A 22,722-nucleotide genomic window follows, 5' to 3' on the forward strand; every position below is an offset into this window, starting at 1 on the left:
ACCGCCGGGTGTGGGCCGGGGCGCTACCGGCGCCCCGGCCTACGATCGGGAAGATGAGCAGCCTTCCTCTGATCACCACCGCGGAGCGTCGCCACCGTCTCGGCCGGCGGCACCGTCTCGCACCGTCGGCCCGCGCCACGAACGTGCCCCAGGTGGCGGATGCCGTGATCGGTCTGCACGCCACCGACGCCGCGACCGTCTTCCTCTCGGCCCGCGCCCGGCTGAGCGAAGGCGGGCCCGTCGCGATCGAGCAGGCCCTGTACGAGGACGTGAGCCTCGTACGGCTGCTCAGTATGCGCAACACCCTCTTCGTCGTCTCCACCGAACTCGCCCCTTACGTCGACTCCTCCACCGCCCGGGGCATCGCCGCGAAGGAACGCCGCTCCTTCCTCAAACATCTCGCCGAAGACGGGCAGGGCCTCGACGCCACATGGCTGGCCGGGGCCGAGAACGCCGCCCTCGACGCCCTGGACGCCCACGGCCCCTTCACGGGCAGCCAGCTCTCGGCGGCCGTACCCGTGCTGCGCCAGAAGATCACCATCAACCGCGGCCAGAAGTACGAGGCGGAGACGGGCGTCGCCACGCGCGTCATCCGGCTGCTGGCCGCCGACGGCCGGATCCGCCGTGACAGGCCGAGAGGCTCCTGGACCTCCAGCCAGTACCGCTGGGTCCATACCGAGCCCTGGCCCGCCATGTCCCCGGCCGAGGCCCGCGCCGAGATCGCCCGCCGCTGGCTCCACTCCTACGGTCCGGCCACCGAGGCCGACCTCAAGTGGTGGACGGGCTGGACCCTCACCGACGCCCGTAAGGCCCTTGCCGCGGTCGGTCCCGACGAGGTCCGGCTGGACGACGGGACCACCGCGCTCGTCGGCCCCGGCGACACCGGACCCGAGCCCGCCCCGGAACCCTGGGCCGCCCTGCTGCCCGCCCTCGACCCGAGCGCGATGGGCTGGGCGAACCGCGGCTTCCACCTCGACCCGGCACACCGCCCAGCCCTCTTCGACTACGCCGGCAACATCGGCCCCACCGTGTGGTGGAACGGCGAGATCGTCGGAGGCTGGGCCCAGCGCGCCGACGGGGAGATCGTCCACCGGTTGCTGGGCGACCCCGGACGCGCCGCCGAGCGGGCGATCGCCGCGGAGGCCGCCCGGCTCGCCGCCTGGGTGGGGGAGGCCCGCATCACCCCGCGCATGCGCACCCCACTGGAGCGTGAACTCGTGGCGAGGTGAGGGAAGTCCGGTGCCCTGGGGCCGGCCCTAGCCGATTCCCCGCCAGCCCTGCGGGTCGACCCCGCCGGGCACCGGGGCCTCGGGGTCGTACGGCTCACGGGTGAACACGAACGAACCGAGGTCGAGGTGACTCACCGACCCGTCCGGCCGGCGTACGGCCCGCAGCGACTCACCCGCGTAGTAGCCGCTCAGTCCGGTCCAACTGCCGTCCGTCTCCGGCCGGAACCGGGCGGACCGCCCGCTCCCGCCCACCGGTCCCAGCTCCAGGAACCCGTCGTAGGTCAGCCGGACGGCCTGGGCCGACGTCCCCCAGTACCAGGGGCCGCACAGCTCCAGCACGACGGGATCAGCCTCGCGCAACGGCCGCCACGGCTCGGGCACGCGCGGCTCGGCCTCCGCCACGATGCCCACCAGGTCGGCCGCCAGCGTCGAGACCGGCAGCCCCGAGGTGCAGTTCGCCAGCACCACCGCGGCCACGTCCTCCTCCTCGCTCAACCACAGGCCGGCGACGAAGCCCGGCAGCGATCCGCTGTGGCCCGCGAGCCGGCGTCCGCCGCTCTCGGTCAGCTGCATCCCGAGCCCGTAGCCGAGATCGGCGAAGCCCGGCTCCGGGGGAGTGGCGGACGTCCGCATCTCCTGTACTGACCCGGCGCCGAGCACCCGCGCGTCGCCCCGTCCGAGGAAGGCGGCGAACTTGGCCAGATCACCGGTGGTGGACCACAGCTGGCCGGCCGGGGCCATGAGCCCGAGGTCCTCCAGCGGTTCCGGCATCATCACGTCCGCCCACGGGTGCACCGCCCAGCCTCCCGCGTGCGGGGCCAGCGGCTGCGCCGTCGTCCGCTCCAGCCCCAGGGGCTCCAGCACCTCGGCCCGCAGTACCTCTTCCCACGGCCTTCCCCGCACGGCCTCCACGATCGAACCGAGCAGGGTGTAGCCGGGGTTGGAGTAGTGGTGGCGCCGTCCGGGCTCGAAGCGGAAGGGGTGCTCGCCCAGGACGTCCGAGAGCTCCGGCCGCAGCGTGCCCGCCGTCCGCTCCCACCACTCCCCGGGGGTCTCCGCGGCCAACCCGCCCATGTGGGCGAGCAGCTGGCCCACGGTCACCTCGCCTGCGCCGGTACCCGGCAGGAACTTCTCCACCGGGTCGCCGAGTCCCAGCAGGCCCTCGTCGCGCAGCCGCATCACCAGAACGGCCGTGAAGGTCTTGGTGATCGACCCGATCCGGTACTGCACGTTCCCGTCGGGACCGTGCCCCTCGACCATGGTCCGGGAGCCCTCCCAGACCACCTCGCCGCCCCTCACCACGGCCGCCACCAGGGACGGAGCCCTGCCTTCGCGCTGGGCGACAGCGATCCGGTGAGCGAGCGAACGTCGGGTGGCGGGGAGAAGGGCAAGATCTTCAGATACGGCATCCATGGGGCGGCGGGGCCTCGCTTTCTGTGTCATATCCCGACGCTGCGACCGGCGGTCTTGTCGGTGTCTCAGCGGGCTGGCCCGAGTTCTGTCGAACCCGGGCAGGACCGGCTGACGTCCGGGCTGGTGAGGTCACCGTCCCCGGGGAACAGGCACAGTCCCACGAAGCCTCCTCGATCGAGGCTTCCATGATCAAGCGGGCGGGGCGGGCGCGGCAAGTCACTATCCGCCCTGCGAGCGATCACGACGGCCCGGCTGCGATCTGCCGACGGGCCGAGTCCCAGACCTCATCGAACTCGTCGGAGGTCAGCTGCTCCGGATCGTGGCCTTCCCACTCGGAGACGGGTAGTTCTGCTGTGATCCCGAACCTGGTGTCGTACTCGTCGGGGCGGCCAGTGTCGTAGGCCTGCTGCCACTCGACGAGGGAGGCGGCTGAGATCGGCGTCAACTCAGGCCCTTCGAGCTCGATCTGCCGGACAACCCAACCTTCGGCGTCGACCTCGAAGTAGAACCAGAGGTCTTCCTCGTCCCAGTAGCAGCGCATCCATATCGTCACCGGCCCATGATGACGGCATGCCCTGTCTGCTCTCCGGGGCACTGGGCGGCCGGCAAGACCGACCGGCCCCACAGCGGCGGAAGTTACGTGTTGGCCATGTCCACGAACCGCGAGTAGTGACCCTGGAAGGCCACGGTGATGGTCGCCGTCGGACCGTTACGGTGCTTCGCCACGATCAGGTCCGCCTCACCCGCACGGGGAGACTCCTTCTCGTACGCGTCCTCACGGTGCAGCAGGATCACCATGTCGGCGTCCTGCTCGATCGATCCGGACTCTCGCAGGTCGGAGACCATCGGCTTCTTGTCGGTGCGCTGCTCGGGACCACGGTTCAGCTGGGACAGCGCGATCACCGGGACCTCCAGTTCCTTCGCCAGGAGCTTGAGGTTTCGAGACATGTCCGAGACCTCCTGCTGGCGGCTCTCGGGCCGGCGCGAGCCGCCCGACTGCATCAGCTGGAGGTAGTCGATGACGACGAGCGACAGGTCGTTGCGCTGCTTGAGCCGGCGGCACTTCGCCCGGATCTCCATCATCGACAGGTTGGGGGAGTCGTCGATGTAGAGCGGGGCGGCTGAGACGTCCGGCATCCGGCGGGCCAGCCGGGTCCAGTCGTCGTCCGTCATCGTGCCGGAGCGCATGTGGTGCAGGGCCACCCGGGCCTCCGCCGAGAGCAGGCGCATCGCGATCTCGTTGCGCCCCATTTCGAGGGAGAAGATGACGCTGGGCAGGTTGGCCTTGATGGAACAGGCACGGGCGAAGTCCAGCGCGAGGGTGGACTTACCCATGGCGGGACGGGCCGCGATGACGATCATCTGGCCCGGGTGCAGACCGTTGGTCAGCGAGTCCAGGTCCGTGAAACCGGTCGGGACGCCTGACATCTGGCCGCTGCGCGAGCCGATGGCCTCGATCTCGTCGAGGGCGCCTTCCATGATGTCGCCCAGCGGCAGGTAGTCCTCGGAGGTGCGCTGCTCGGTGACGGCGTAGATCTCGGCCTGTGCGCTGTTGACGATCTCGTCGACGTCGCCGTCGGCGGCGTAGCCCATCTGCGTGATTTTCGTACCGGCGGCGACCAGCCGGCGCAGGACCGCCCGCTCGTGGACGATTTCCGCGTAGTACTCGGCGTTCGCGGCCGTGGGGACCGACTGGACCAGCGTGTGCAGGTAGGGGGCGCCGCCGACCTTGCTGATCTCGCCGCGTCGGGTCAGCTCGGCGCTGACGGTGATCGGGTCGGCCGGCTCGCCCTTGGCGTACAGGTCGAGGATGGCCTGGTAGATCGTCTCGTGTGACGGGCGGTAGAAGTCGTGCCCCTTGAGCACCTCCACCACGTCGGCGATGGCGTCCTTGGACAGCAGCATGCCGCCGAGGACGGACTGCTCGGCGTCGAGGTCCTGTGGCGGGACCCGCTCGAACCCGCCGCCACCGCCGTCCCAGGAGCCGCCCTCGCGGCCCCGGTCGTTGTCTTCGTCCCCGCGGCCGCGGCCTTCGCCGCTACGGCGCGAGCGGGCGGGCAGACGGTCACCTGGACCGCTGTCGGCCCAGGGGTCGTCCATGGGCTCGGACATGCTCACCGGGCCGCCTCCTCCCGTCCGCAACGCGGACCTTGCCGTGTCACTCTTTCTACGACACGGCTCTGACATTTGGGGCACCCGAATCGGCTCTCGGCGAGTCGGACCAACGCCCAACGGTAGGCCCGGGAGCGACGTCAGCCAATCTTGTTATCCACAGGCTGTGTGGATGAGTTGTGGATGACGGCGCCAATGCTGTGGGTAACTCCCCGGAAGCTGTGCACGGACCGGGGGACGGCGCTGTGGACAAAATCACCCGCCCTACCCATATACCCAGCTTGACCTGCGGTTTCTTCCCCCATCGACCGTGGGGGAGAAATTTCTTCGCCACTGTCTCGAGATCGCCTCCAACGAGGTGGGACGAACGCTCGAATCGGTGTATCCGTAAGACCCTAAAGGCCATTGCGTCTATTACCTGTGGAAGATTAGATTGAGCACATGAGACAGGCCCCCACAGCACCGACGGCTGCCCCGAGACGGCACGACCGCGAGATCTTCGCGCTCGCCGTCCCCGCCTTCGGCGCACTCGTCGCCGAACCCCTCTTCGTGATGGCCGACAGTGCCATCGTGGGGCACCTCGGCACACCCCAGCTGGCCGGTCTCGGCATCGCGGCGGCACTGCTCACCACGGCCGTGAGCATCTTCGTCTTCCTCGCCTACGCCACCACCGCGGCCGTGGCCCGCCGCGTCGGCGCGGGCGACCTCCAGGCCGCCATCCGGCAGGGCATGGACGGCATCTGGCTGGCCCTGCTGCTCGGCGCCGCCGTCGTCGCCGTCGTGCTGCCCACGGCACCGTTCCTGGTCTCCCTCTTCGGGGCCTCCGACACCGTCGCCCCGTACGCGATCACCTACCTGCGGATCTCCGCCCTCGGCATCCCCGCGATGCTCGTGGTGCTCGCGGCCACCGGGGTCATCCGCGGCCTCCAGGACACCCGGACCCCGCTCTACGTCGCGATCGGCGGCTTCGCCCTCAACGGCGGCCTCAACGTCGCCCTGGTCTACGGCGCCGGACTCGGCATCGCCGGCTCCGCCTGGGGCACCGTGATCGCCCAGTGCGCCATGGCAGCGGCCTACCTGATCGTGGTCGTCCGGGGCGCCCGCCGGCACCAGGCCTCCCTGCGCCCCGACGCCGAGGGGATCCGGGCCTGCGCCCAGGCCGGTGCGCCCCTGCTGGTCCGCACCCTTTCCCTGCGCGCCGTCCTGCTGATCGCGACCGCCGTGGCCGCACGGCTCGGCGACGCCGACATCGCGGCCCACCAGATCCTGCTCTCCCTGTGGAGCCTGCTCGCCTTCGCCCTCGACGCACTCGCGATCGCCGGGCAGGCCATCATCGGCCGTTACCTGGGCGCGGGCGACACCGAGGGAGCCGAGGCCGTCTGCCGCCGCATGGTGCGGTGGGGGATCGTCTCCGGCATCGTCCTGGGCCTCCTCGTGATCGCGGCCCGCCCCGCCTTCATCCCGCTCTTCACCAGCGACCCGGCGGTCGAGGACGCCTTGCTGCCGGCCCTGCTCGTGGTCGCCCTCTCCCAGCCCGTCTCCGGCATCGTCTTCATCCTCGACGGTGTCCTGATGGGTGCGGGGGACGGCCGCTACCTGGCCTGGGCCATGCTGCTGACCCTCGCGGTCTTTACCCCTGCCGCCTTGCTCGTACCGACCGTGGGAGGCGGGCTGACGGCCCTCTGGTGCGCCATGACGCTGATGATGCTCGTCCGGATGGTCACCCTCCAGCTGCGAGCCCGCTCGGGCCGCTGGCTGGTCGCGGGGGCCACCCGGTAGGCCGCACCCGCCGTGGGCGATGTTTCACGTGAAACATCGCCCATCACGTGAAACATCGGCAACGACGAAGGGCCGCACCCCCGTGGGGGTGCGGCCCTTCATGCGCAGCCCTTAGGCGGCGACGACCTCGATGCCAACGGTCGCGGCCACGTCGGCGTGCAGACGCACGGAGACCTGGTACGAACCGAGGGTCTTGATCGGGGAGCCCAGCTCGACGCGGCGCTTGTCGACCTTCGGGCCACCGGACGCCTCGATCGCCGTGGCGATGTCGGAGGGCGTGACGGAACCGAAGAGACGACCGGCGTCACCCGCGCGGGTGGCCAGACGGACCTTGACGTTCTCGAGCTTGGCCTTGAACTCGTTGGCCTGCTCGATGGTCGCGATCTCGTGGATCTTGCGGGCGCGGCGGATCTGCGCCACGTCCTTCTCGCCACCCTTGGTCCAGCGGATCGCGAAACCACGCGGGACCAGGTAGTTGCGAGCGTAACCGTCCTTGACGTCGACGACATCGCCGGCGGTGCCGAGGCCAGAGACCTCGTGGGTCAGGATGATCTTCATTATTCGGTCACCCTTTCCTTATCGCGCGGTGGACGTGTAGGGCAGCAGTGCCATCTCACGGCTGTTCTTGACTGCCGTGGCGACGTCACGCTGGTGCTGCGTGCAGTTGCCGGTAACGCGGCGGGCACGGATCTTGCCACGGTCGGAAATGAACTTCCGCAGCATGTTCGTGTCCTTGTAGTCCACGTACGCGGTCTTGTCCTTGCAGAACGCGCAGACCTTCTTCTTAGGCTTGCGCACAGGCGGCTTCGCCATTGTGTCTCTCCTGTGAAATCAAGAAGTGGGGGTGCGAGCTGCCCTAGAAGGGCGGCTCGTCCGAGTAGCCACCGCCGGAGCCGCCGGAGCTTCCGCCCCAACCGCCACCGCCGCCGCCCTGCTGCTGACCGCCGGCCGGCGCACTGGACGCCCAGGGGTCGTCGGAGGGAGCTCCGCCGCCCTGGGGAGCGGCGCCGCCACTGGGGGCTCCGCCCCAGTTGCCACCGCCGCCGCCCTGCTGCTGACCGCCGCCACCGCCGCCGTATCCACCCTGGCCACCGCGACCGGTGGTCTTGGCGACCTTGGCCGTGGCGTTCTTCAGGCTGGGGCCGACTTCCTCGACGTCCAGCTCGTAGACCGTGCGCTTGACACCCTCACGGTCCTCGTAGGACCGCTGCTTCAGCCGGCCCTGCACGATGACGCGCATGCCTCGCTGAAGGGACTCGGCGACGTTTTCCGCCGCCTGACGCCAGACCGAGCAGGTCAGGAACAGGCTTTCGCCGTCCTTCCACTCATTGGTCTGCTTGTCGAAGGTGCGGGGAGTGGACGCGACACGGAACTTCGCGACCGCCGCACCCGAGGGGGTGAAGCGCAGCTCGGGGTCGTCGACGAGATTGCCGACGACCGTGATGACGGTCTCGCCTGCCATGGATGAACCTCTCGGCGGGGATTGCTGCTGGGCTGCTGTGCTACTCGGTCCCGATTACCGCTGAACCGAAGTTCAGTGGGTCTCGGGGCGGAGGACCTTGGTCCGGAGAACCGACTCGTTCAGGTTCAGCTGTCGGTCAAGCTCCTTGACGACCGCAGGCTCGGCCTGGAGGTCGATGACCGAGTAGATGCCCTCGGGCTTCTTCTTGATCTCGTAAGCGAGACGACGACGGCCCCAGGTGTCGACCTTCTCGACCTTTCCGTTGCCCTCACGGACGACAGAAAGGAAGTTCTCGATCAGCGGGGAGACAGCGCGCTCCTCGAGATCGGGGTCGAGGATGACCATCACTTCGTAGTGACGCATGTGGAACCCACCTCCTTTGGACTCAGCGGCCACGGTCGTTCCGTGGCAGGAGGGTCGTGATGCGTGCGCACGGCATCTGCAGAGCAGACACCGCGCAGCTGTACAGACTACCTCCTCGACTCCTTCCGGTTGAAATCCGGCACCAGGAGGCCACAATCTGTATTCATCGGGTGTGCTCGGTGCTATGCCCCCGGCCGCTGCCGGAGGAGGCCCCGCAGCACCGCTCTGCTGCAGCCAGGAGGTGCCTTCCGATGGCACAGGCAATGCGTCCTCAGTCCTCCATCTCGCTCTTCGCGACCGACGGCAAGCCCCATCCGCTCCAGGACGCCCTGGTGGCGGTCACTCTGGTCCTCGGTGCCGTGGCGTTCGTCACGGCCTTCTTCCACAATCTGCACCTGCTCACCTCGTGGACCGGGCTGATCGGGATCATCACCGGCCTCTACGGCCAGTTCATCTCGGCGACGACACGCGAGCGCTTCGCGTTGATCCTCGGCCTCGGCGCCTCGGCCATCGGCTTCTTCCTCGGCATGGCGCACGGCGGTCTCTTCGGCGGCTGGCTGGGCTGAGCGGGTACCTCCGCGACGGGGCGCCGGCCTCCCACCGGCCCGGGCCCGGCCCGTCCCCCAGATGGGTGGCGCCCTTGTCGCAGTAGGCTTCGCGCCATAGCCAGCGAAGCCGCCGGAGGAGACGCCCCGCATGAGCCTGTCCCTGAGGACCATCAGCCGAGAGCAGCATCTGGGCTATCTCCAGAGTCTGCCCTCGGCGAGCCACTGCCAGGTCCCGGCGTGGGCCGACGTGAAGAACGAGTGGCGTTCCGAGAACCTCGGATGGTTCGACCAGTCCGGTGAACTCGTCGGCGCCGCACTCGTGTTGTACCGCCAGCTGCCCAAGGTGAAGAGGTACCTCGCGTACCTGCCGGAGGGCCCCGTGATCAATTGGTACGCCCCCAACCTCGAGGAGTGGCTCCAGCCGATGCTGGCGCACCTCAAGCAGCAGGGCGCCTTCACCGTGAAGATGGGCCCGCCCGTCGTCATCCGCCGCTGGAACTCCACCGCCATCAAGGCCGGGATCCAGGATCCGGAGGTCAAGCGACTGCGTGACGTGGAGGCCTCCGTCATCGAGCCCCGCGCCTTCGAAGTCTCCGACAAGCTCCGCCGGATGGGCTGGCAGCAGGCGGAGGACGGGGGTGCCGGCTTCGGTGACGTCCAGCCCCGGTACGTCTTCCAGGTACCGCTCGCCAACCGGTCGCTGGACGACGTCCTCAAGGGCTTCAACCAGCTGTGGCGCCGCAACATCAAGAAGGCCGAGAAGGCCGGTGTCGAGGTCGTCCAGGGCGGTTACGAGGACCTGCCGATCTGGCAGCAGCTGTACGAGGTGACGGCCGAGCGCGACAAGTTCCGCCCGCGCCCGCTCAGCTACTTCCAGCGCCAGTGGACGGCCCTCAACTCCGAGGACCCCAACCGGATGCGGCTGTACATCGCCAAGCACGAGGGGGAGCCGCTGGCCGCCGCCACGATGCTCACCGTCGGCCAGCACGTCTGGTACTCCTACGGAGCCTCCGCCAACCACAAGCGCGAGGTCCGGCCCTCGAACGCGATGCAGTGGCGCATGCTGCGCGACTCCTACGCGCTCGGCGCAAGCGTCTACGACCTGCGCGGCATCAGTGACACCCTGGACGAGAACGATCACCTGTTCGGCCTGATCCAGTTCAAGGTCGGCACGGGCGGCGAGGCCGTCGAGTACGTCGGCGAGTGGGACTTCCCGCTCAACAAGCTGCTGCACAAGGCGCTCGACATCTACATGTCGCGTCGCTGACCCCGCCCCATCCACACACACCGCACCGCTGCACCACGCAGCTTTTCGAGAGAGGCTCCGGACGGGCATGGCGCTCACGCTCTACGTCGACACCGCGCGCTGGCGTGCGCACCAGAAGCAGATCCAGGACCAGTTCCCCGGGATGATCCCCGTCTGCAAGGGCAACGGCTACGGCTTCGGACACGAGCGGCTGTGCGAGGAGGCGACCCGGATGGGCGCCGACGTCCTCGCGGTCGGCACAACGTACGAGGCCGCCAGCATCAAGGACTGGTTCGGCGGTGACCTGCTCGTCCTCACCCCGTTCCGGCGGGGTGAGGAGCCGGTGCCGCTGCCCGACCGGGTGATCCGCTCGGTGTCCTCGCTGGACGGGGTCCGCGGCCTGGTCGGCGCGCGCGTGGTCATCGAGTGCATGAGCTCGATGCGCCGGCACGGCATCTCCGAGCAGGAGCTCGGCCAGCTGCACTCGGCCATCGAGGACGTCAGGCTGGAGGGCTTCGCCCTGCACCTGCCGCTGGACCGCCCCGACGGCTCCGACGCCGTCGAGGAGGTCATCGGCTGGATGGACCGGCTGCGCGCGGCCAGGCTGCCGCTGCACACCATGTTCGTCAGCCACCTCAAGGCGGCGGAGCTGGAGCGGCTGCGGCAGCAGTTCCCGCAGACCCGCTTCCGCGCCCGAATCGGCACCCGGCTGTGGCTGGGCGACCACGAGGCGACCGAGTACCGCGGCGCGGTACTCGACGTCACCCGGGTCGCCAAGGGCGACCGCTTCGGCTACCGCCAGCAGAAGGCCGCCTCCGACGGCTGGCTGGTCGTCGTCGCCGGCGGCACCTCGCACGGGGTCGGCCTGGAGGCCCCCAAGGCCCTGCACGGGGTGATGCCGCGCGCCAAGGGCGTTGCCCGGGCCGGGCTGGCCACGGTCAACCGGAACCTGTCCCCGTTCGTATGGGCGGGCAAGCAGCGCTGGTTCGCCGAGCCGCCGCACATGCAGGTGTCCATCCTGTTCGTGCCGTCGGACTCTCCCGAACCGAAGGTCGGCGACGAGCTGGTGGCGCACCTGCGCCACACCACGACGCAGTTCGACCGGGTGCTCGACGCCTGAGTCAGTGGCCGGGGCCCCGGCCCCAGTCGACCCGCTGTCCTTCCGAAGGCGCCGCGTCCTGCGGCGCCTTCGCCAGCGTGAAGACGTCCTCGGCACCGTCCAGGACGCCCCCTGAGGGGTCGTCCGAGCCGTCGCGCCGCACCACGTCCCGGTCGGGCAGCAGGATGTCGCGTACGACGACCGCGCACAGGTAGAGCGTGCACAGCAGGTGGGCGGCGATCGCCAGCTGGTAGCCCTCCAGGGGCAGGCCCTGGTGCTTGTCCCCGCTGGTCGTGTAGGCGAGGTAGAACCAGATCCCCAGGAAGTACACGACCTCGCCGGCCTGCCAGATCAGGAAGTCCCGCCAGCGGGGTCGGGCCAGCGCCGCGAGCGGGATGAGCCACAGCACGTACTGGGGCGAGTAGACCTTGTTGACCAGGATGAAGGCGGCCACCAGCAGGAAGGCCAGCTGCGCGAAGCGGGGGCGACGGGGCGCGGTCAGCGCGAGCAGACCGATGGCCGCGCAGAACAGCAGCGTCAGGCCCGTCGCGTAGGTGTTTGCGTCCTCCAGCGGGTTCCCGGAGCGCTGGGAGATCAGCAGCCACACGGAGCCGAAGTCGATGGGCCGCTCCTGGCTGAAGGTGTAGAACTTCTGCCAGCCCTCCCAGGCGAAGAGCATCACGGGCAGGTTCACCACGAGCCAGGAGACGACGGCGCCGCCGGCGGCCGCGCCGAACGCGCGCCACTTCCCGGCCCGCCAGCAGAGCACGAACACGGCCCCGAGCAGCAGGACGGGGTAGAGCTTGGCCGCGGTGGCCAGGCCGATCAGGATGCCGAAGGCCAGCGCCCGGCCGCGCGACCACATGAGCATCGCGGCAGCGGTCAGGGCGATGGCCAGCAGGTCCCAGTTGATGGTCGCGGTGAGCGCGAAGGCGGGCGCGAGGGCGAAGAGCAGGGCGTCCCAGGGCCGGCGGCGGTGGGTGCGGGCCACGCACACGGCGATCACGGCGGCGCAGACCATCAGCATGCCCGCGTTGACCATCCAGTACATCTGCTCCCGGTGCTGCATGGAGCCACTGCCGGGGGTCAGCCAGGAGGCGACCTCCATGAAGAGCCCCGTGAGCACCGGGTACTCCAGGAACTGCATGTCGCCGGGGATCCGGTCGAAGTAGGGCGTGAGGCCGTCGGCGAAGCCGCGTACGACGTAGAGGTGGGGGATGTCCGAGTAGCAGGCGTGGGTGTACTGGGAGCCGGCTCCGCGGAACCACGCCCAGTCGTAGCAGGGCATCTTCTGCACCATGCCGAGGGCGAACATCCCCAGGGCGACGAGCACGACGACGCGCACCGGGGTCAGCCAGTGGCCGCCCAGCCTCGCGTAGCGGCCCAGCGGGCCGCCGATGAGCTCGCTCCCCGCTGCGGCCACCTCGTCCTGCTGGGTGGGCAGTACAGGGCTTTCCTCGTGCACCTTCGTCATGCGCACATCCTGCCGTACCGCGCCGGGCATGGGAGAGGGCCGCCGCACTTGGTGCGACGGCCCTCCACCCGTATGTCCCGGGGCGCCCGGTCAGCCTCCCGTGGCGCCCCCTATCGGGAAGCCTCCGTTGCCGCCGCCGTTCGTCACGCCACCCGGTCTCCCGCCGCTCTTGGTGGGGGAGGGCGACACCGATTGCGACCCACTGGGACTGGGGTCCGGTTCGCAGATCGCCCACGGCTTGCAGGACGGCTTGACACCGTGCGAGCGGGACGGCGAGGGGGACGGAGTGAGCGACGGGCTCATCGACGGGGACGGCGAGGGCGAGGGGGACGGTGAGGGGGACGGTGAGGGGGCACCGGAGGCGTCCGCGACGACGCCGATCTTGTCCGGCTCCGGGAAGTCCGACTCCGGGAGGTCCTTCAGCGCGTCCTTCATGTACTTGGTCCAGATCTCGGCCGGGATGTCACCACCGTGGAGGGACGGGATGTTGCCCACGCCCTTCATCGAGATCAGTTCCTTCTTCGCCGCGTTGGGGTCGGAGCGGAACAGGGTCACGGAGGTGGACAGCTCGGGGGTGTAGCCGACGAACCAGGCCGACATGTTGTCGTCGGTGGTACCGGTCTTGCCCGCGGCGGGCCGACCCAGCTTCTTCGCCTTGGTACCGGTGCCGTTCTCGACGACGTTGCGCAGGACCTTGGTGATGTTGTCGGCGATGGAGTTGTCCATGGCCTGCTGTGCCTTGGGCGCCTCGAACCCGGGGACGTCCTTGCCGTTCTTCTGGACGCTGCGCACCGAGTAGGGCTCGTGGTGCGTGCCGGAGGCCGCGAAGGTGGCGTAGGCGTCGGCCATCCGGATGGCGCTGGGGGTCGAGTTGCCGAGCGCGAACGACGCGACGTCCTCCTTGTCCATCGTCTCGGGCAGGATGCCCGAGGCCTTGGCGACCTCCCTGACCTTGCTGTGACCGACGTCGAAGACGAGCTGGGCGAACGGGACGTTGATGGACTTCTCCATCGCCTCGTTCAAGGTCACGTAGCCGTAGGCGGTCGAGCTCTCGTTCTTCTGCCGGAAGGGCTTCCCCGAGCCGTCGCGCAGCGGCTTGCCATCACGGTTGTTGATCACCGTGAGGTCGTTGGCCATGTACTTGCTGTCGGCCGAGATCCCCTCGCCGTCCGAGTTCTTCGTGCCGTACTGCATGGCCGCCGCGAGGACGAACGGCTTCCAGGTCGAGCCGACCTGGACACCCGAGGTGTTGGCGTTGTTGTTGAAGTACTTCTTGTCCATGCCCGGGCCGCCATACAGGGCGACGATGGCTCCGGTCTTCACGTCCACCGAAGAGGCGCCGAACTGTACGAAGGTGTCGGTGTCGGGCCGCTTCTTCTCGTCGATCAGCCCGTCACGGGTCTCCTCGACGGCCTTGACCAGGGCGTCCACCTTTTCCTTCCGGAAGGTGGTGTGGATCTGGTAGCCGCCCTTGGCCAGATCGTCGATCGTGATGCCCTTGGTCTTCGTCATGTACAGCTTGGCCGTCTCGACCAGGTAGCCGATCTGCCCGGACATGCCGGCGGCCTGTGCCGACTCGGCGAGCTTGGGAAACTCCTTGAACTGGTCCCGCTCGGACTGCTGCATGCGCCCGACCGTGACCTCGCGGTCCAGGACCCAGGCCCAGCGCTTCTTGGCCCGCTCGGTGTTCAGCTCGGGAGTGGCCGCGGTGCCGATGCCGCCGTCCGGGTTGTAGAGGTTCGGGCCCTTGAGCACGGCGGCGAGGAAGGCACTCTCGGACGGCGTCAGCTGGTCGCAGTCCTTGCCGAAGTAGGCGCGGGCGGCCGCCTGGATCCCATAGGCGTCGCGTCCGTAGTAGGCGGTGTTCAGGTAGCCCGCGAGGATCGTGTTCTTCTTCTCGCTCACACCCAGCTTTATCGAGATGAAGAGCTCGGTCACCTTGCGCTTGAGCGTCTGGTCGGAGTCCAGGTACGTGTTCTTCACGTACTGCTGGGTGATCGTCGAACCGCCCTGGGTGGATCCGCCCTTGGCCATGTTCCACACGGCACGGGCGATACCCATCGGGTCGACGCCCTTGTCCGACTCGAACGACTCGTTCTCCGCCGCGATCACGGCGTTCTGCATCGACCGGGGGATCTTGTCGATGGGGACGATCTGGCGGTTCACGGATCCGCCGGTCGCGACCATCTGGGTGTCGTCGGCCCAGTAGAAGACGTTGTTCTGGGCCGCGGCGGTCTTGTTCGCATCGGGGGTGTTCACCGAGGCGATACCGATGCCGGCACCCGCGATGATGATCGCGAAGAAGCCCAGGGCCGTGCCGCTGACGAGCTTCCAGGACGGGACGAACCGCTTCCAGCCGGCCTTGTCCGAGCGCGGGTAATTGATGAACCGCTTGTTCGGGCGGCCCGGGCCGCGGCCGGCTCCGGCGGCGCCCCCTCCCGACGGGCCGCGGCCGGCGGATCTGCGGGCGTCAGCCCGGCTGCCGTGCCCCGACTGCTCCTGGTACGACCCGCTGGGTGACGAGGTGGGGACGTCACGCCCAGAACCGGCGCCCCGTCCGGGGCGCTGCTGGGCAGCCTTGCGGGCGGCGGCTCGGCCGCCGCTCTGGGGCTGCTGCGGTTTGCGGCGGTGCTCGCTCATCGAACGACTACTCCTCGGGCAGGCGAGTGGCCTGGAAGCGGCAGTTGAGTTCCGGTCCCCCCGGTGTCATGGCGCACAGACTACGCACGCCCAAAAGCTCATCAGTGCCGAAGTTCACCCCAAACCTGGCAACTTGCTTCGAGCGAATTCACGATGTGACACCGGTCACCGTGTCGCCACTTGTAGCCGGGGGCTGCCCGTTCTATCGTCTGGATGTATCGAGCCGATACATCAGCTCGACATAAAGACTCCGAGGCGGAGGAAAGGCAGGCGGATGAGCAGGCGCTCAGGCATCCTCGAGTTCGCTGTTCTCGGCCTGCTTCGCGAATCCCCCATGCACGGGTACGAGCTGCGCAAGCGGCTCAACACCTCGCTGGGGGTGTTCAGAGCGTTCAGCTACGGGACGCTCTACCCCTGCCTCAAGACGCTCGTCACCAACGGCTGGTTGATCGAAGAGCCGGGCAATGCCCCGGAAGACGCTCTCGCCGCTTCACTCGCAGGGCGCCGCGCCAAGATCGTGTACCGGTTGACGGCAGCAGGCAAGGAGCACTTCGAGGAGCTCCTCTCCCACACGGGCCCAGATGCCTGGGAGGACGAATCTTTCGCCGCCCGCTTCGCTTTCTTCGGCCAGACCGAACGAGAAGTGCGGATGCGGGTACTGGAAGGACGTCGCAGCCGCCTTGAGGAGCGCCTGGAGAAGATGAGCGCCTCGCTCGCCCGTACACGCGAGCGGCTCGACGACTACACGCTCGAGCTGCAACGCCACGGCATGGAGTCCGTGGAGCGCGAAGTGCGCTGGCTGAACGAGCTCATCGAGAGTGAGCGGGCGGGACGGGATCAGAGACGACCCGGTCCGTCCGACGAAACTGCAAAGTGAGGCCTGCATCTCGCAGGCCTCGTCCGAGAACAAACAGGGAGCAACCGGAATGGGTTCGGTTCGCGTAGCCATCGTCGGCGTAGGCAACTGCGCCGCCTCGCTGGTGCAGGGCGTCGAGTACTACAAGGACGCCGACCCGGCGGCCAAGGTCCCCGGTCTGATGCACGTCCAGTTCGGCGACTACCACGTGAGCGACATCGAGTTCGTCGCCGCGTTCGACGTCGACGCGAAGAAGGTCGGCCTCGACCTTTCGGACGCCATCGGCGCCAGCGAGAACAACACCATCAAGATCTGTGACGTCCCGAGTGCGGGTGTGACCGTTCAGCGCGGCCACACCCTGGACGGCCTGGGCAAGTACTACCGCGAGACCATCGAGGAGTCGGCCGAGACCCCGGTCGACATCGTCCAGACGCTTCTGGACCGTCAGGTCGACGTCCTGATCTGCTACCTGCCGGTCGGTTCCGAGGCTGCGGCGAAGTTCTACGCCCAGTGCGCCATCGACGCCAAGGTCGCCTTCGTCAACGCCCTCCCGGTCTTCATCGCCGGCACCAAGGAGTGGGCCGACAAGTTCACCGAGGCCGGTGTCCCGATCGTCGGCGACGACATCAAGTCCCAGGTCGGCGCCACCATCACGCACCGCGTGATGGCAAAGCTGTTCGAGGACCGCGGTGTCCGTCTTGAGCGCACCATGCAGCTCAACGTCGGTGGCAACATGGACTTCAAGAACATGCTCGAGCGGGACCGCCTCGAGTCGAAGAAGATCTCCAAGACGCAGGCCGTCACCTCGCAGATCCCCGACCGTGAGCTCGGCGAGAAGAACGTCCACATCGGCCCGTCCGACTACGTCGCGTGGCTCGACGACCGCAAGTGGGCCTACGTCCGCCTCGAGGGTCGCGCGTTCGGCGACGTTCCGCTGAACCTCGAGTACAAGCTCGAGGTGTGGGACTCCCCGAACTCCGCCGGTGTCATCATCGACGCCCTGCGCGCCGCGAAGATCGCCAAGGACCGCGGCATCGGTGGCCCGATCCTGTCGGCTTCGAGCTACTTCATGAAGTCCCCGCCGGTGCAGTACTTCGACGACGAGGCCTACGCGAACGTCGAGAAGTTCATCAAGGGCGAGGTCGAGCGCTAGCCGAACCCCTGGGGTCGTTCACGACACCTGGACTTCGGCTGTTCTTCCACGGAGGGTCCCCGGGCAATGTGCCCGGGGACCCTCCGCGTATGTGACCCTTGCCCTCATGGCTGTCGTACGTGATCTGCGCGTACTCCTGCGTCTGCGGGACTTCCGCAACCTGCTCGCCGTACGGCTCCTCTCCCAGGCAGCCGACGGCGTCTACCAGGTCGCACTGGCCACGTACGTCGTCTTCTCCCCGGAGAAACAGGCCTCGCCCGCGGCGATCGCCTCGGCCATGGCCGTGCTCCTGCTGCCGTACTCGGTCATCGGCCCCTTCGCCGGAGTGCTGCTGGACCGCTGGCGCCGCCGTCAGGTCTTCCTCTACGGGAACCTGCTGCGGGCCTTCCTCGCCTGCGTCACGGGCATGCTGATCGTCGCGCACGTCCCCGACTGGCTCTTCTACGCCTCGGCGCTGTCGGTGACCGCGGTCAACCGCTTCGTCCTGGCCGGGCTCGCCGCCTCCCTGCCGCGCGTCGTCGCCCCCGACCAGTTGGTCACCGCGAACGCTCTCTCGCCCACCGCCGGAACGCTCGCCGCGGTCGCCGGCGGAGGACTGGCCTTCCTCGTCCGGGTGCTGGCCGCCGACTCCAACGCCCTCGTGGTGCTCCTCGGAGCCGGCCTCTACCTGTGCGCGGCCCTGGCCTCCCTGCGCTTGGCCCTGGGCCTCCTGGGGCCCGACCACCCACCGGGCCGGATCAACCCGACGATCCTCGAGGGAGCCGCTCTGGCCGTACGGGGCATGTCCGACGGCCTGCGGCACCTGTCCTCCCGGCGCGAGGCGGCCCGGGCACTCACAGCCATGACCCTCATGCGGTTCTGCTACGGGGCCCTGTTCGTCAGCCTGCTCATGCTCTGCCGCTACGCCTGGTCGGACACCGAGGCCGACGGTCTGGCCCTGCTCGGTGTCACGGTCGGCGTCTCCGGGGCAGGGTTCTTCGCGGCGGCCGTCGTCACTCCCTGGCTGGTGGGCCGGCTGGGCGCCCTCGGGACCATCACCCTCTGCGCCGCCGGCGCCGCGGTGCTGGTCCCGTCGCTCGGCCTCTTCTTCGCCCCCGGACCGATGCTGGCCGCCGCCTTCGTGCTGGGGCTGGCCACCCAGGGCGCCAAGATCTCCACCGACACCGTCGTGCAGTCCCAGGTGGACGACGCCTTCCGCGGCCGCGTCTTCTCCGTCTACGACGTGCTCTTCAACGCCGCCTTCGTCGGCGCCGCCGGGGTGGCCGCGCTCATGCTCCCCCTCGACGGGCGCTCCGTACCGCTGATCCTCGGCGTGGCCGCGCTCTACGCCGCGACGGCCGCCCTCCTCATGCGGCGGCAGGGCGATGTTTCACGTGAAACATCGCCCTGACACGAACGCGCCCGCCTCCCCGCCCCGATGTTTCACGTGAAACATCAGGCCTGTGCGGCCCACCACTCCTTGAGAGCGACGACCGCCGCGTCCCGCTCCATCGGACCGTTCTCCAGCCGCAGCTCCAGCAGGAAGGCGTAGGCCTTGCCGATCACGGGGCCGGGGCCCACGTCGAGCACCTGCATGATCTCGTTGCCGTCCAGGTCGGGCCGGATCGCGTCCAGCTCCTCCCTCTCCTGCAGCTGCGCGATGCGCTCCTCCAGCCCGTCGTAGGTGCGGGAGAGCGCGTTGGCCTTGCGCTTGTTGCGCGTGGTGCAGTCCGAACGGGTCAGCTTGTGCAACCGCTCCAGCAGCGGCCCGGCGTCGCGGACATAGCGCCGCACGGCCGAGTCGGTCCACTCCCCGTCCCCGTAGCCGTGGAAGCGCAGGTGTAGCTCCACCAGCCGGGACACGTCCTTGACCAGGTCGTTGGAGTACTTCAGCGCGGTCATGCGCTTCTTGGTCATCTTCGCGCCCACCATCTCGTGGTGGTGGAAGGAGACCCGACCGTCGCTCTCGAACCGGCGGGTGCGGGGCTTGCCGATGTCGTGGAGCAGGGCCGCCAGCCGCAGCACCAGGTCCGGGCCGTCCTCCTCCAGTGCGATCGCCTGCTCCAGCACGATCAGCGAGTGGTCGTAGACGTCCTTGTGCCGGTGGTGCTCATCGCTCTCCAGCCGCAACGCCGGCAGCTCCGGCAGCACGTGATCGGCCAGCCCTGTGTCCACGAGGAGGCCCAGGCCCTTGCGCGGGTGCGCGGACAGCATCAGTTTGTTCAGCTCGCCCTGTACCCGCTCAGCCGAAACGATCTCGATGCGGCCGGACATCTCCGTCATGGCCGCCACCACATCGGGGGCGACCTCGAAGTCGAGCTGGGCGGCGAACCTCGCCGCGCGCAGCATCCGCAGCGGGTCGTCGGAGAAGGAGTCCTGCGGGGTACCGGGGGTGCGCAGCACGCCTGCCCGGAGGTCCTCCAGGCCGCCGTGCGGGTCCACGAACTCCTTCTCGGGAAGCGCGACGGCCATCGCGTTCACCGTGAAGTCACGACGGACGAGGTCTTCCTCGATCGAGTCGCCGTAGGAGACCTCCGGCTTGCGCGAGGTCCGGTCGTAGGACTCCGAGCGGTACGTGGTCACCTCGATCTGGAAGCCCAGGCGCTGCGCACCGACCGTCCCGAAGGCGATGCCGACGTCCCAGACCGAGTCGGCCCAGGGCCTGACGATCTTGAGTACGTCCTCGGGGCGTGCATCCGTGGTGAAGTCGAGGTCGTTGCCGAGGCGCCCGAGCAGCGCGTCGCGGACAGATCCGCCGACCAGGGCGAGGCGGAAACCCGCCTCCTGGAAACGGCGGCCGAGCTCGTCGGCGACAGGGGCGACCCGCAGCAGTTCACTCACTGCGCGGGCCTGCCCGTGATTCAGGACACTGGGGCTGTCTTCGTTGGCGTTCGGCACAACAGAAAAGGGTACGTGCCCGGCCCGCCGGGAGCTCCCGCGTTTTGCGGCCACCCCGGCCCACGGCCGCCCTGGGGCGGACCCGATCATGTGGAGCAAGGCGCGGCACTCGCGCACAGCGGGCCTCGTTACCATGCGTGGACGCACAAACGACGACCACTGACACTCCGAGGGACGGGCGAGCGCGTTGGCCGAGGCGGCAGACATCCAGGGGGCACCCGTCGCCCCTGCCCGGCGACGCTGGCTGCGGCGCACCGTCGTCCTGCTCGCCGGGACGCCGGTGCTCGCCGGCCTGGTCTACACGCCCGCCCCCGAAGCCCAGGCCGCCGACACGGCGGCCGCGGCCGTCGACGTCCAGCTCGACGGCCTGACGCCGACCGCCCCGGTCAAGGGCGACACCCTGACCATCTCCGGCACCGTGGTCAACAACGGCCGCGAGAAGATCACCGACGCACACGTGGGCCTGCGGGTCGGACCCGCTCTGGCGGACCGCAGCTCCATCGACGAGGCAGCCGAGCGCGGTGCGTTCCGGGCGGGGACCGACCCGGCGGAGGTCGGCGCCGAGTTCGCCGTCAAGATCGCTTCGCTGGCGTCGAAGGCCTCCCAGCCCTTCACCCTGAGGGTTCCGGTGAACAAGCTGGAGCTGGGCAAGGACGGGGTCTACCAGCTTGGCGTCTCCGTGTCCGGGGAGACCGAGGCCCGTCAGTACGAGCAGGTCCTCGGCATCACCCGGACCTTTCTGCCCTGGCAGCCGGAGACCGCGGCCAAGCGTTCCCAGCTGACCTACGTATGGCCGCTGATCTCCACCACGCGCCTGACCGCCGAGACGGGGTCCGACGAGCTGCAGACCCCCGTGTTCCTCGACGACAGCCTCGCCGACGAGCTGAGGCCCGGCGGTCGCCTGGAGCAGATGGTCACGCTCGGCAAGGAGCTCCCCATCACCTGGGTCATCGACCCGGACCTGCTCTACACCGTCGACGCCATGACCAAGGGCTACCGGATCCGCACCCCCGACGGACGGACGGTCCAGGGCAAGAACAAGGCCATCGCCGAGCAGTGGCTGAGCTCGCTCGAGAGTGCCGTGCAGGGCAAGAAGGTCGTCGCACTGCCCTTCGCGGATCCGGACATCGCCTCGCTCGCGCACCGTGGCAAGGACGTCTCCGGCACGCTCGGACAGCTCCGGCCGGCCACCGACAAGGCGAAGCAGGCCGTGGAGACGGTCCTGCACGTCCCCGCGACCACCGACTTCTCCTGGCCCGTGGACGGGGCGATCGACCCCTCGATCGTGAACGTCGCGACATCGGCCGGCGCCCACAACGTCCTCACCCGCAGCGACAGCCTCCAGGAGAACGGCACCCTCGGCTACACCCCGTCGGCCGCCCGGCCGATCGGCGCGGGCACCACTGCCGTCGTCGCCGACGCCGAGCTCTCCACCGCCTTCCAGGGCGACATGCTCAGCGCGGAGAACTCCACCCTCGCGGTGCAGCAGTTCCTCGCCCAGACCCTGGCTCTGAGCCTGCAGAACACCGACAACCAGCGCAGCTTCGTGATCGCTCCCCAGCGGATGCCGACCTCCAGCCAGGTCCAGACGATGGCCGCTGCCGTACGGAGCCTGCAGCCGGGCCGCTGGACCCAGCCCGCCGACCTGGAGGCCGCGGCCTCCGCGACGCCCGACCCGCGCGCCGCGACCCAGGTACCGGGCGCCGGCCAGTACCCCGAAGCGCTGAGCAAGCAGGAGATGCCGGTCTCCGCCTTCGAGAAGATCCGCACCACCGAGACCACCCTGGACCACTTCAAGGTGATCCTGAGCGCGCCCGACCGCGTCGAGATCCCGTTCGGCAACGCCACCAACCGGGAGATGTCCACCTCCTGGCGCGGCCGCTCCGACGCAGCGCGGGACTACCGGGACCAGGTGCAGCGGTACCTGATCGGCCTCACCGACAAGGTCAAGATCATCCCCAAGTCGGACGCCACGCTCTCCGGACACAGCGCGACCATCCCCGTCAGCGTCCAGAACAGCCTGGTCCAGGACACCCACAACCTCGTCCTTCGCCTGAGGTCCGCCAACCCGACCCGCCTGATGTTCGGCGACAGCGGGGAGGCCCAGCAGGAGGTCGCGATCCAGGGCGGGCACAGCCAGACCGTGAAGTTCCCCGCCAACGCCACCGCGTCCGGCCCGGTCGAAGTGACCGCACAGCTCTTCACCACCGACGGCGTGCCCTACGGCAAGGCGCGCAAGTTCACCGTCGAGGCCACCGAAGTGACCCCCACCGTCATGCTCGTCATCGCGGGCGGCGTACTCCTCCTGGTCCTGGCCGGCATCAAGATGTACGCCAGCCGCAAGCGCGTCGCGGCACGCGCCGCCGCAGAGGAGAACACGCAGCAGAGTGACGAGTCCCCGGACACCGGACCGCAAAGCACGGACGCGTCCGGCACGGGTGAGACAGTGGACCGTTGAGCGATGCCGTGGC

At 69.1% G+C, this 22,722-nt stretch carries 19 protein-coding genes; 9 read left to right on the forward strand and 10 right to left on the reverse strand.

Annotated elements, in window-relative coordinates:
* The first annotated feature begins 53 nt into the window (after positions 1-53).
* Positions 54-1,229 (forward strand): winged helix DNA-binding domain-containing protein, encoded by a 1,176-nt coding sequence (locus OG389_RS19315; protein WP_328299718.1) that lies wholly within the window; start codon positions 54-56, stop codon positions 1,227-1,229.
* Between the two features lie 27 nt (positions 1,230-1,256).
* On the opposite strand, the gene OG389_RS19320 is transcribed toward OG389_RS19315, so the two are convergent.
* From OG389_RS19320 to dnaB, 3 genes are all read right to left on the reverse strand, one after another.
* On the reverse strand, positions 1,257-2,642 hold the full coding sequence (locus OG389_RS19320; RefSeq protein WP_328299719.1) for a serine hydrolase domain-containing protein: 1,386 nt from the start codon (positions 2,640-2,642) through the stop codon (positions 1,257-1,259).
* Positions 2,643-2,880: 238 nt separating this feature from the next.
* Positions 2,881-3,183, reverse strand: coding sequence for a hypothetical protein (locus OG389_RS19325; protein ID WP_328303920.1), 303 nt, complete (start codon positions 3,181-3,183; stop codon positions 2,881-2,883).
* Positions 3,184-3,278: 95 nt separating this feature from the next.
* On the reverse strand, positions 3,279-4,742 hold the full coding sequence (dnaB, locus tag OG389_RS19330) for a replicative DNA helicase (protein WP_328303922.1): 1,464 nt from the start codon (positions 4,740-4,742) through the stop codon (positions 3,279-3,281).
* Between the two features lie 453 nt (positions 4,743-5,195).
* On the opposite strand from dnaB, the gene OG389_RS19335 reads away from it, so the two are divergent.
* Entirely contained in the window at positions 5,196-6,533 is a 1,338-nt protein-coding gene (locus OG389_RS19335; protein WP_328299720.1) for an MATE family efflux transporter, read from the forward strand.
* Positions 6,534-6,644: 111 nt separating this feature from the next.
* Here OG389_RS19335 and rplI read toward each other — a convergent pair whose 3' ends face one another.
* The 4 genes from rplI to rpsF form a co-directional block, all read right to left on the reverse strand.
* Positions 6,645-7,091 carry a 50S ribosomal protein L9 gene (gene rplI, locus OG389_RS19340; RefSeq protein ID WP_243331152.1) on the reverse strand — a complete coding sequence of 149 codons (447 nt, stop codon included), beginning with the start codon at positions 7,089-7,091 and terminating at the stop codon, positions 6,645-6,647.
* 18 nt (positions 7,092-7,109) lie between these two features.
* Positions 7,110-7,346: a 30S ribosomal protein S18 gene (gene rpsR, locus OG389_RS19345; protein WP_005315025.1), complete on the reverse strand. Its 237-nt coding sequence runs from the start codon at positions 7,344-7,346 to the stop codon at positions 7,110-7,112.
* Between the two features lie 43 nt (positions 7,347-7,389).
* Positions 7,390-7,995, reverse strand: coding sequence for a single-stranded DNA-binding protein (locus OG389_RS19350; RefSeq protein WP_328299721.1), 606 nt, complete (start codon positions 7,993-7,995; stop codon positions 7,390-7,392).
* A gap of 72 nt (positions 7,996-8,067) precedes the next feature.
* Positions 8,068-8,358, reverse strand: coding sequence for a 30S ribosomal protein S6 (gene rpsF, locus OG389_RS19355; protein WP_015034882.1), 291 nt, complete (start codon positions 8,356-8,358; stop codon positions 8,068-8,070).
* 251 nt (positions 8,359-8,609) lie between these two features.
* Between rpsF and OG389_RS19360 the strand changes: the two genes are divergently transcribed.
* The 3 genes from OG389_RS19360 (at position 8,610) to OG389_RS19370 (ending at position 11,272) form a co-directional block, all read left to right on the forward strand.
* Positions 8,610-8,924: a hypothetical protein gene (locus OG389_RS19360; RefSeq protein ID WP_328299722.1), complete on the forward strand. Its 315-nt coding sequence runs from the start codon at positions 8,610-8,612 to the stop codon at positions 8,922-8,924.
* A gap of 130 nt (positions 8,925-9,054) precedes the next feature.
* Positions 9,055-10,173 carry a lipid II:glycine glycyltransferase FemX gene (locus tag OG389_RS19365; RefSeq protein WP_328299723.1) on the forward strand — a complete coding sequence of 373 codons (1,119 nt, stop codon included), beginning with the start codon at positions 9,055-9,057 and terminating at the stop codon, positions 10,171-10,173.
* 67 nt (positions 10,174-10,240) lie between these two features.
* Positions 10,241-11,272 (forward strand): alanine racemase, encoded by a 1,032-nt coding sequence (locus OG389_RS19370; protein ID WP_328299724.1) that lies wholly within the window; start codon positions 10,241-10,243, stop codon positions 11,270-11,272.
* Position 11,273: 1 nt separating this feature from the next.
* Here OG389_RS19370 and OG389_RS19375 read toward each other — a convergent pair whose 3' ends face one another.
* Positions 11,274-12,725: a glycosyltransferase family 87 protein gene (locus tag OG389_RS19375; RefSeq protein ID WP_328299725.1), complete on the reverse strand. Its 1,452-nt coding sequence runs from the start codon at positions 12,723-12,725 to the stop codon at positions 11,274-11,276.
* Positions 12,726-12,815: 90 nt separating this feature from the next.
* Positions 12,816-15,365: a transglycosylase domain-containing protein gene (locus OG389_RS19380; protein ID WP_328299726.1), complete on the reverse strand. Its 2,550-nt coding sequence runs from the start codon at positions 15,363-15,365 to the stop codon at positions 12,816-12,818.
* Positions 15,366-15,639: 274 nt separating this feature from the next.
* Here OG389_RS19380 and OG389_RS19385 point away from each other — a divergent pair, with 274 nt between their 5' ends.
* The 3 genes from OG389_RS19385 (at position 15,640) to OG389_RS19395 (ending at position 18,764) form a co-directional block, all read left to right on the forward strand.
* Positions 15,640-16,242: a PadR family transcriptional regulator gene (locus OG389_RS19385; protein ID WP_327253820.1), complete on the forward strand. Its 603-nt coding sequence runs from the start codon at positions 15,640-15,642 to the stop codon at positions 16,240-16,242.
* 49 nt (positions 16,243-16,291) lie between these two features.
* Entirely contained in the window at positions 16,292-17,374 is a 1,083-nt protein-coding gene (locus OG389_RS19390; protein WP_250738618.1) for an inositol-3-phosphate synthase, read from the forward strand.
* Between the two features lie 106 nt (positions 17,375-17,480).
* Positions 17,481-18,764 carry an MFS transporter gene (locus OG389_RS19395; protein WP_328299727.1) on the forward strand — a complete coding sequence of 428 codons (1,284 nt, stop codon included), beginning with the start codon at positions 17,481-17,483 and terminating at the stop codon, positions 18,762-18,764.
* A 44-nt stretch (positions 18,765-18,808) separates the two neighbouring features.
* Here OG389_RS19395 and OG389_RS19400 read toward each other — a convergent pair whose 3' ends face one another.
* Positions 18,809-20,251: a CCA tRNA nucleotidyltransferase gene (locus OG389_RS19400; protein ID WP_328299728.1), complete on the reverse strand. Its 1,443-nt coding sequence runs from the start codon at positions 20,249-20,251 to the stop codon at positions 18,809-18,811.
* 187 nt (positions 20,252-20,438) lie between these two features.
* Between OG389_RS19400 and OG389_RS19405 the strand changes: the two genes are divergently transcribed.
* Positions 20,439-22,709: a DUF6049 family protein gene (locus OG389_RS19405; RefSeq protein WP_328299729.1), complete on the forward strand. Its 2,271-nt coding sequence runs from the start codon at positions 20,439-20,441 to the stop codon at positions 22,707-22,709.
* The last annotated feature ends 13 nt before the right edge of the window (positions 22,710-22,722 follow it).

It is taken from the genome of Streptomyces sp. NBC_00435, from assembly GCF_036014235.1.
Taxonomy (GTDB): domain Bacteria; phylum Actinomycetota; class Actinomycetes; order Streptomycetales; family Streptomycetaceae; genus Streptomyces.

Excerpts from the sequence above, each read along its gene's own strand:
- OG389_RS19390 (WP_250738618.1), top strand. The coding sequence starts at position 16,292 with ATGGGTTCGGTTCGCGTAGCCATCGTCGGCGTAGGCAACTGCGCCGCC.
- OG389_RS19395 (WP_328299727.1), top strand. The coding sequence starts at position 17,481 with ATGGCTGTCGTACGTGATCTGCGCGTACTCCTGCGTCTGCGGGACTTC.
- OG389_RS19350 (WP_328299721.1), bottom strand. The coding sequence starts at position 7,995 with ATGGCAGGCGAGACCGTCATCACGGTCGTCGGCAATCTCGTCGACGAC.
- OG389_RS19360 (WP_328299722.1), top strand. The coding sequence starts at position 8,610 with ATGGCACAGGCAATGCGTCCTCAGTCCTCCATCTCGCTCTTCGCGACC.
- OG389_RS19325 (WP_328303920.1), bottom strand. The coding sequence starts at position 3,183 with ATGCGCTGCTACTGGGACGAGGAAGACCTCTGGTTCTACTTCGAGGTC.
- OG389_RS19375 (WP_328299725.1), bottom strand. The coding sequence starts at position 12,725 with ATGACGAAGGTGCACGAGGAAAGCCCTGTACTGCCCACCCAGCAGGAC.
- OG389_RS19365 (WP_328299723.1), top strand. The coding sequence starts at position 9,055 with ATGAGCCTGTCCCTGAGGACCATCAGCCGAGAGCAGCATCTGGGCTAT.
- OG389_RS19315 (WP_328299718.1), top strand. The coding sequence starts at position 54 with ATGAGCAGCCTTCCTCTGATCACCACCGCGGAGCGTCGCCACCGTCTC.
- OG389_RS19370 (WP_328299724.1), top strand. The coding sequence starts at position 10,241 with ATGGCGCTCACGCTCTACGTCGACACCGCGCGCTGGCGTGCGCACCAG.
- rpsF (WP_015034882.1), bottom strand. The coding sequence starts at position 8,358 with ATGCGTCACTACGAAGTGATGGTCATCCTCGACCCCGATCTCGAGGAG.
- OG389_RS19380 (WP_328299726.1), bottom strand. The coding sequence starts at position 15,365 with ATGAGCGAGCACCGCCGCAAACCGCAGCAGCCCCAGAGCGGCGGCCGA.
- rplI (WP_243331152.1), bottom strand. The coding sequence starts at position 7,091 with ATGAAGATCATCCTGACCCACGAGGTCTCTGGCCTCGGCACCGCCGGC.
- dnaB (WP_328303922.1), bottom strand. The coding sequence starts at position 4,742 with ATGGACGACCCCTGGGCCGACAGCGGTCCAGGTGACCGTCTGCCCGCC.
- rpsR (WP_005315025.1), bottom strand. The coding sequence starts at position 7,346 with ATGGCGAAGCCGCCTGTGCGCAAGCCTAAGAAGAAGGTCTGCGCGTTC.
- OG389_RS19335 (WP_328299720.1), top strand. The coding sequence starts at position 5,196 with ATGAGACAGGCCCCCACAGCACCGACGGCTGCCCCGAGACGGCACGAC.
- OG389_RS19320 (WP_328299719.1), bottom strand. The coding sequence starts at position 2,642 with ATGGATGCCGTATCTGAAGATCTTGCCCTTCTCCCCGCCACCCGACGT.
- OG389_RS19385 (WP_327253820.1), top strand. The coding sequence starts at position 15,640 with ATGAGCAGGCGCTCAGGCATCCTCGAGTTCGCTGTTCTCGGCCTGCTT.